8 protein-coding genes are annotated in these 6,445 nt (G+C 70.8%); 1 reads left to right on the forward strand and 7 read right to left on the reverse strand.

The genetic code is table 11. The annotated features are described in order from the left end of the window. The 7 genes from VLF38_RS13280 to VLF38_RS13310 all read right to left on the reverse strand — a co-directional run. The coding region (locus VLF38_RS13280; RefSeq protein ID WP_325271722.1) for an MraY family glycosyltransferase at positions 1–732 on the reverse strand (732 nt) is incomplete at its 3' end. Further along, the gene (locus VLF38_RS13285; RefSeq protein ID WP_325271723.1) at positions 732–1,415 is read right to left on the reverse strand and encodes an L-threonylcarbamoyladenylate synthase; all 684 of its coding nucleotides are present in this window, start codon (positions 1,413–1,415) and stop codon (positions 732–734) included. The genes VLF38_RS13285 and VLF38_RS13280, both read right to left, overlap by 1 nt. Next, on the reverse strand, positions 1,412–2,281 hold the full coding sequence (gene prmC, locus VLF38_RS13290) for a peptide chain release factor N(5)-glutamine methyltransferase (protein ID WP_325271724.1): 870 nt from the start codon (positions 2,279–2,281) through the stop codon (positions 1,412–1,414). Before prmC ends, VLF38_RS13285 begins: the two co-directional genes overlap by 4 nt. Next, on the reverse strand, positions 2,278–3,360 hold the full coding sequence (gene prfA, locus VLF38_RS13295; protein WP_325271725.1) for a peptide chain release factor 1: 1,083 nt from the start codon (positions 3,358–3,360) through the stop codon (positions 2,278–2,280). Before prfA ends, prmC begins: the two co-directional genes overlap by 4 nt. 92 nt (positions 3,361–3,452) lie before the next feature. Then, complete coding sequence (gene rpmE / locus VLF38_RS13300; protein WP_131580988.1) at positions 3,453–3,659, reverse strand: 50S ribosomal protein L31; 207 nt, start codon at positions 3,657–3,659, stop codon at positions 3,453–3,455. A 109-nt stretch (positions 3,660–3,768) separates the two neighbouring features. Next, complete coding sequence (locus VLF38_RS13305; RefSeq protein WP_414689398.1) at positions 3,769–5,163, reverse strand: GntP family permease; 1,395 nt, start codon at positions 5,161–5,163, stop codon at positions 3,769–3,771. After that, positions 5,160–5,705: a gluconokinase gene (locus VLF38_RS13310; RefSeq protein WP_325271726.1), complete on the reverse strand. Its 546-nt coding sequence runs from the start codon at positions 5,703–5,705 to the stop codon at positions 5,160–5,162. The genes VLF38_RS13305 and VLF38_RS13310 overlap by 4 nt, the downstream gene beginning before the upstream one ends. A 118-nt stretch (positions 5,706–5,823) precedes the next feature. Between VLF38_RS13310 and VLF38_RS13315 the strand changes: the two genes are divergently transcribed. Beyond that, a partial coding sequence (locus VLF38_RS13315; protein WP_325271727.1) for a FadR/GntR family transcriptional regulator occupies positions 5,824–6,445 on the forward strand: 622 nt, incomplete at its 3' end.

The following is a 6,445-nucleotide window of genomic DNA, read 5'->3' on the forward strand; positions in this document are numbered from 1 at the left end:
CGTGAGTGCCGAGGCCGCGAGGACGAGGCCCAGCAGCATCGATCCGCTGTCGCCCATGAAGAGGCGCGCCGGGTGGAAGTTGTGCGGCAGGAAGCCTGCGCAGGCACCGGCGAGGGCCGCGCAGAGGAGTGCAGCGGTCGAGGCCAGCACCTGTCCGTTGAGGTTGGCCAGCTGGTAGCAGAAGAGCAGGAAGGCACTGGCTCCGATGCCGACCACGCCCGCAGCGAGGCCGTCCAGCCCGTCGACGAAGTTGACCGCGTTGACCGTCGCCACGACCGTGACGACGGTCAGCAGCGAGGCGAGGTCGGGCGGCAGCGAGAACTGGCCGATGCCCGGCAGAGGGAAGTGCAGGTAGGTGACCCCGAAGAGGATGAGCAGGCCCGCTGCCACGACCTGCCCACCGAGCTTGGTGAGCGCGTCGAGCTCCAGCAGGTCGTCGAGGACGCCGATCGCGCAGATCAGCGCACCCGCGACGAGCACGACCCCCGCGTCACGGAAGACGTTGCCGGGGTTCTTGGCGCTGAGGAAGGGCAGGTGCCGGGCGACGAGGTACGCCGCGACCATGCCGCCGAGCATCGCGATGCCCCCGAAGTACGGGATCGGGATGACGTGCATGTCCCGGTCACGGACCTGGGCGACGGCACCGGTGCGCAGCGCGATCTCGCGCGCGATGACGGTCAGCAGGTAGGTCACCGAGGCGGCGACCAGGAAGACGACGAGATACTCGCGCATCAGCCCTCGTCGACGGCGTCGCCGGCCGTGAGCGTGACCCCGAGCGGGACGGTGACGGCATTGAGCTGGTCGAGGCTGAGCGCGCCCAAGCGCAGGACGCGCGGAGCGTCGGCGTCGGTGGCGGAGATGATCGTCGAGGGCTGGGCCCCGGCCGACGGGCCGCCGTCGAGCAGCACCGTGATCTCGCTGCCGAGCATCTCCTCGGCCGCGTCGGCGTCGGTCGCGGCCGGGTGGCCGGTGAGGTTGGCCGAGCTGACGGCCAGCGGGCCCGTGCGCTCGAGGAGCGCGAGGGCGACCTCGTCGTCGGGCATGCGCACCGCGACGGTGCCCCGGGTGTCGCCTAGGTCCCACTGCAGCGACTGCTGCTGGTGCAGGACGATGGTCAGCGCGCCGGGCCAGAACTCAGCGGTCAGCGCGCGCACCCACTCCGGGATCCGGACCGCGAGCGCCTCGATCGTCGAGGCGGCACCGATCAGGACCGGTGGCGGCATCTCCCGGCCGCGACCCTTGGCCGCGAGCAGCCGGCGTACGGCGGCGGGGTCGAAGGCGTCGGCACCGATGCCGTAGACGGTGTCGGTGGGCAGGACGACGAGCTCGCCCCGGCGTACGGCGAGAGTCGCGGCCTCGAGGGCCTCCTCGCGCGTGGCGGGATCGGTGACCGGGAAGCGCTTCACGGGGCTCATCGTGCCAGCCGCGCCGTCAGGAAGCGCGCACGACCTGCCAGGTCCTGGTGGTCGCGCACCTCGCGCCAGCGTCCGGTGGCGGCAAAGACGGCCGGGGCGGACTCGCCCTGGACGTCGGCATGCTCGGCGCCGACGACTCCGCCGGGCTTCAGCAGGGTCGCAGCGTGCGCCTCCAGCAGGCGCATCGCGTCGAGACCGTCGTCGCCCGAGAAGAGAGCGAGGTGCGGGTCGTGGTCGCGCGCTTCGACGGCGACGGACTCCCACGCCTCGAGCGGGATGTACGGCGGGTTGCAGACGACGACGTCGACCGTGCCGGCCAGCTCGGGGAACGCCGCGAAGGCGTCACCCTGGCGCAGGTCGACGCCGGTGCCCGCCAGGTTGCGCGCGGCCCAGGCGTGCGCCGGCTCGTCGAGCTCGACGGCGTGCACGTGCGCCTGCGGGACCTCGGCCGCGATCGCCTTGGCGATGGCGCCCGAGCCGGTGCAGAGGTCGACGACGACCGGAGCCCGGTCGCTCCCGGCGGCCAGCGCGCGCAGCGTGTCGATCGCCCAGCCGGCGAGCAGCTCGGTCTCGGGGCGCGGGGTGAAGACCCCCGGCCCGACCTCGAGCGTGACGTGGCGGAAGTGCGCGAGGCCGGTCAGGTGCTGGAGCGGCTCGCGGCTCTGGCGGCGGCCGAGCAGGTCCTCCAGGGCGTCCCACTCCCCCGCAGAGATGTCGCGGCCGCGGAGATCCAGCAGCGGGAGCTCTCCCGGGCTGACCTGCAGGACGTGCGCGACGAGCAGGCGCGCATCCGACTCGGGCGACTCGACGCCGGCCTGGGCCAGGCGCCGGGTGGCCTCGGTGACGGTGGCGCGGATCCGGCTCATGACTCACCGTCCTCGAGGCGTGCCAGACGGTCAGCAAGGTCGGCGTCGGCGGAACTCTGGATCACGGGCTGCAGCTCGCCGTCGAGGACGGTGTCGAGGTTGTAGGCCTTGTAGCCCGTGCGGTGGTCGGAGATCCGGTTCTCCGGGAAGTTGTAGGTGCGGATCCGCTCGGAGCGGTCGACGGTGCGGATCTGGGCCTTGCGGGCGTCGGAGGCCTCGCTCGCGGCAGCCTCCTCGGCAGCGGCGAGCATGCGCGCGCGCAGGACGCGCATCGCGGACTCCTTGTTCTGCAGCTGCGACTTCTCGTTCTGGCAGCTGACCACGATCCCGGTCGGCAGGTGCGTGATGCGCACGGCCGAGTCGGTGGTGTTGACGCTCTGGCCACCAGGCCCGCCGGACCGGAAGACATCGATGCGCAGGTCGTTGTCATTGATCTCCACGTCGACCTGCTCTGCCTCCGGCATCACGAGTACACCGGCGGCGCTGGTGTGGATCCGCCCGGCCGACTCGGTGGCCGGCACGCGCTGGACGCGGTGGACGCCTCCCTCGAACTTCAGCAGGGCATAGGGCGCCTCGCCCGGTGCAGGGGTGCCCTTCGCCTTCACCGCGGCGGTGACGGACTTGTAGCCGCCCAGGTCTGACTCGGTGGAGTCGAGGACCTGCACGGTCCAGCCGCGGCGCTCGGCGTAGCGGGTGTACATCCTCAGCAGGTCACCGGCGAAGAGCGCGGACTCCTCGCCTCCCTCCCCCGACTTCACCTCGAGGATCGCGTCCTTGCCGTCGTTGGGGTCGCGCGGCACAAGGAGCTGCTGCAGCTTCTCCGCGACCTCGTCGCGGCGCGCAGCAGCCGTCTCGGCCTCCGCGGCGAACTCGGGGTCCTCGGCGGCGAGCTCCCGGGCAGCGTCGATGTCCTCGCCGAGCTGCTGCCACTCCCGCCACGTGCGCACGATGGCCGAGAGCTCGGCGTACCGCTGGTTGAGGCGCTTGGCCAGGCCCTGGTCGGCATGGGTCGCGGGGTCGGCGAGGCGCTGCTCGAGCTCTGCGTGCTCGGCGGCGAGTCCCTCTACGGCGTCAAACATCTCCACGTCCCTGCTGTCCGGTCATCGAGCCTGTCGAGAAATGACGAGCGCCGGCCGCCCGCACGAATGCGGGGGCCGGCGCCCGGAAGCTGCTACTTCTTGCCGTAGCGAGCCTCGAACTTCGCGACGCGGCCGCCGGTGTCGAGGATCTTCTGCTTGCCCGTGTAGAACGGGTGGCACTGCGAGCACACGTCCGAGTGGATCTTGCCCGAGGTGAGCGTGCTGCGGGTCTGGAACGACGCGCCGCAGGTGCAGGTGACGTCGGTGACGACGTACTCGGGGTGAATGTCCTTCTTCACAACTTCTCCTGGGATTCGAGGGCTCCGGGTCGCACGTCCGGACGGACGAGCGTGAACCGGGACCAGCGGACAATTCTGCCACCTGTGGGCGGCCGCTCCAAAACCGGACTCAGATGACGAGCCCGAGCAGCAGCACCATGACCAGACCGGTGACCGACAGGACGGTCTCCATCGCCGACCAGGTCTTGATGGTCTGCCCCACGGAGAGGCCGAAGTACTCCTTGACCAGCCAGAACCCGGCGTCGTTGACGTGGGAGAAGAAGACCGAGCCCGCACCGATCGCGAGGACGACCAGCGAGGTCTCCCCCGAGGAGAGGCCGTCGACGAGACCAACCATGAGCGAGCTGGCCGTGATCGTCGCAACGGTCGCGGAGCCGGTGGCCAGGCGGATCAGCACGGCGAGCACCCAGGCGAGCAGAAGCACGGAGGCGTTGGCCTCGGTGGCCCAGTCGGCGAGCATCGTGCCGATGCCGGTGTCGACGAGGACCTGCTTGAAGCCACCACCGGCAGCGACGATGAGGAGGATGCCGGCGATCGCAGGCAGCGATCCCTCGATGATCTTGCTGATCTCGGCGCGACCGAAGCCGGCGCCGCGGCCCAGCGTGAACATGGCGACGACGACCGCGATCAGGAGTGCCACCAACGGGGCACCGAGGACGTCGAGCACCCGGCGGGTCGGGTCGGTCGGGTCCTCGATGAAGATGTCGGCAAGCGCCTTGCCCATCATCAGGACGACCGGCAACAGGACCGAGGCCATCGTGATGCCGAACGCCGGACGGCGCCGGCCGGTGTCGACGACCTCGGCGTCCGCGTCGAAGCGGGTCGGGGCGGGGACGACGACCCACTGGCCGGCGAGCCGGCCGAAGAGCGGACCGGAGACGACGACGGTCGGGATCGCGACGAGGACGCCGAAGGCGAGCGTGGTGCCGAGGTCGGCACCGAGCGCGTCGATCGCGACGAGCGGACCAGGGTGCGGCGGCACGAGGCCGTGCATCGCCGAGAGGCCGGCCAGGGCGGGGATGCCGACCGTCACCAGCGAGAGCTGCGAACGGCGTGCGACCAGGTAGATGACCGGCATCAGCAGGACGAGGCCGATCTCGAAGAACATCGGCAGGCCGATGATCGCGCCGACCAGCGCCATCGCCCACGGGAGCATCCGGGGCGAGGCGTGGCCGACGATCGTGTCGACGATCTGGTCCGCGCCGCCGGAGTCGGCGAGGAGCTTGGCGAACATCGCACCGAGCGCGATCAGGATGCCGACTCCAGCCGCCGTCGACCCGAAGCCCGTGGTGAAGCTGGTGAGGACGCCCTCGATCGGCACACCTGAGACGACGCCGACGGTGAGGCCGCCGCCGATCAGGGCGAGGAACGGGTGGACCTTCAGCACCATGATCAGCACGACGATCAGCGCGATCGCACTGAGGGCGGCCGTGATCAGCTGCCAGCCAGGGGCGACCGGCTCGATCAGGTCAGCACCTGCCATCGGCAGGACGAGGACGCTCATCGGATCTCCTTCTCTGAGAACTTCTTCTGAGGGGCGCGTCGGGCGTCGACGTACCGCTGGACGAGGTCGTCGACCGGGAGGTCGACGTCCAGGACGAGGCCGTGCTCGTCCGGGGCAAGGGGCTCGAGCGTCGCGAACTGCGAGGTGAGCAGGGAGGCCGGCATGAAGTGGCCAGAGCGTGCTGCCTGACGATCGGCGATGAGCTCGCGGCTGCCGTGCAGGTGGAGGAAGTCCACACGGTGCGCGTGGTGGCGCAACTGGTCGCGGTAACGCCGCTTCAACGCCGAGCAGCTCATGACACCGCCCGTGGCGTCGTGCGCGGCGAGCCAGGCGCCGATGGTCTCGAGCCACGGCCAGCGGTCGTCGTCGTCGAGCGCCTGGCCGGCGGCCATCTTGGCGACGTTCGCCGCGGGGTGGAAGTCGTCGGCGTCGGCGAAGGGCACGCGCAGGCGCTGGCCGAGCGCCGCGCCGACGGTGGTCTTGCCGGAGCCGGAGACACCCATGACCACGAGCAGGGTCGGAGCGGTGTGCCGAGCAGTCATGATCTCTCCCTCATGTGGTGGTAGTCACATGAGATACCAAAAGGTATGCCTTTTGCAAGGCCTTGACGATTATTCATCTGCTCTTTCGTCCGAGCTCGTCCCGTGCCACGCTGTGCGCATGACCGACTCCCCCGCTGGCCGCGCGCTGCACGGGTCCGTGCTCGATGCCCTCGGCGCCGCCATCACGGCGGGCAGGCTCCAGCCAGGGGCCGTGCTGACGCTCGACGGGCTCTGCCAGGAGTACGCCGTGTCCCGCAGCGTCGCGCGCGAGGCAGTGCGGGTGCTGGAGTCGATGGGACTGATCGCCTCCCGGCGCAGGGTCGGCCTCACCGTGCGCGAGCGCGCCGCCTGGAACGTGTTCGATCCACAAGTCATCCGCTGGCGCCTCGCCGGCGACGACCGGGTCGCCCAGCTGCTCTCCCTGTCAGAGCTGCGCCTCGGCATCGAACCGGTGGCGGCGCGCCTCGCCGCGACGCGGGCGACCGCCGAGCAGAGCCGTCAGCTGGCAGACGCGGTGCGCGACATGGAGATCCACGGCGGGCACGGTGCGCTGGAGGAGTTCCTTCACAGCGACCAGCTCTTCCACCAGACCCTGCTCGAGGCGAGCGGCAACGAGATGCTCGCCTCGCTCGGCGAGATGGTCGGCAGCGTGCTCGAGGGGCGCACGCACCACCACCTGATGCCGGCGAAGCCGAACCCGGAGGCGATCGCGCTGCACGATGCCGTGGCCCGCGCCGTCC

The sequence above is a fragment of the Nocardioides sp. genome, assembly GCF_035481145.1.
GTDB lineage: Bacteria > Actinomycetota > Actinomycetes > Propionibacteriales > Nocardioidaceae > Nocardioides.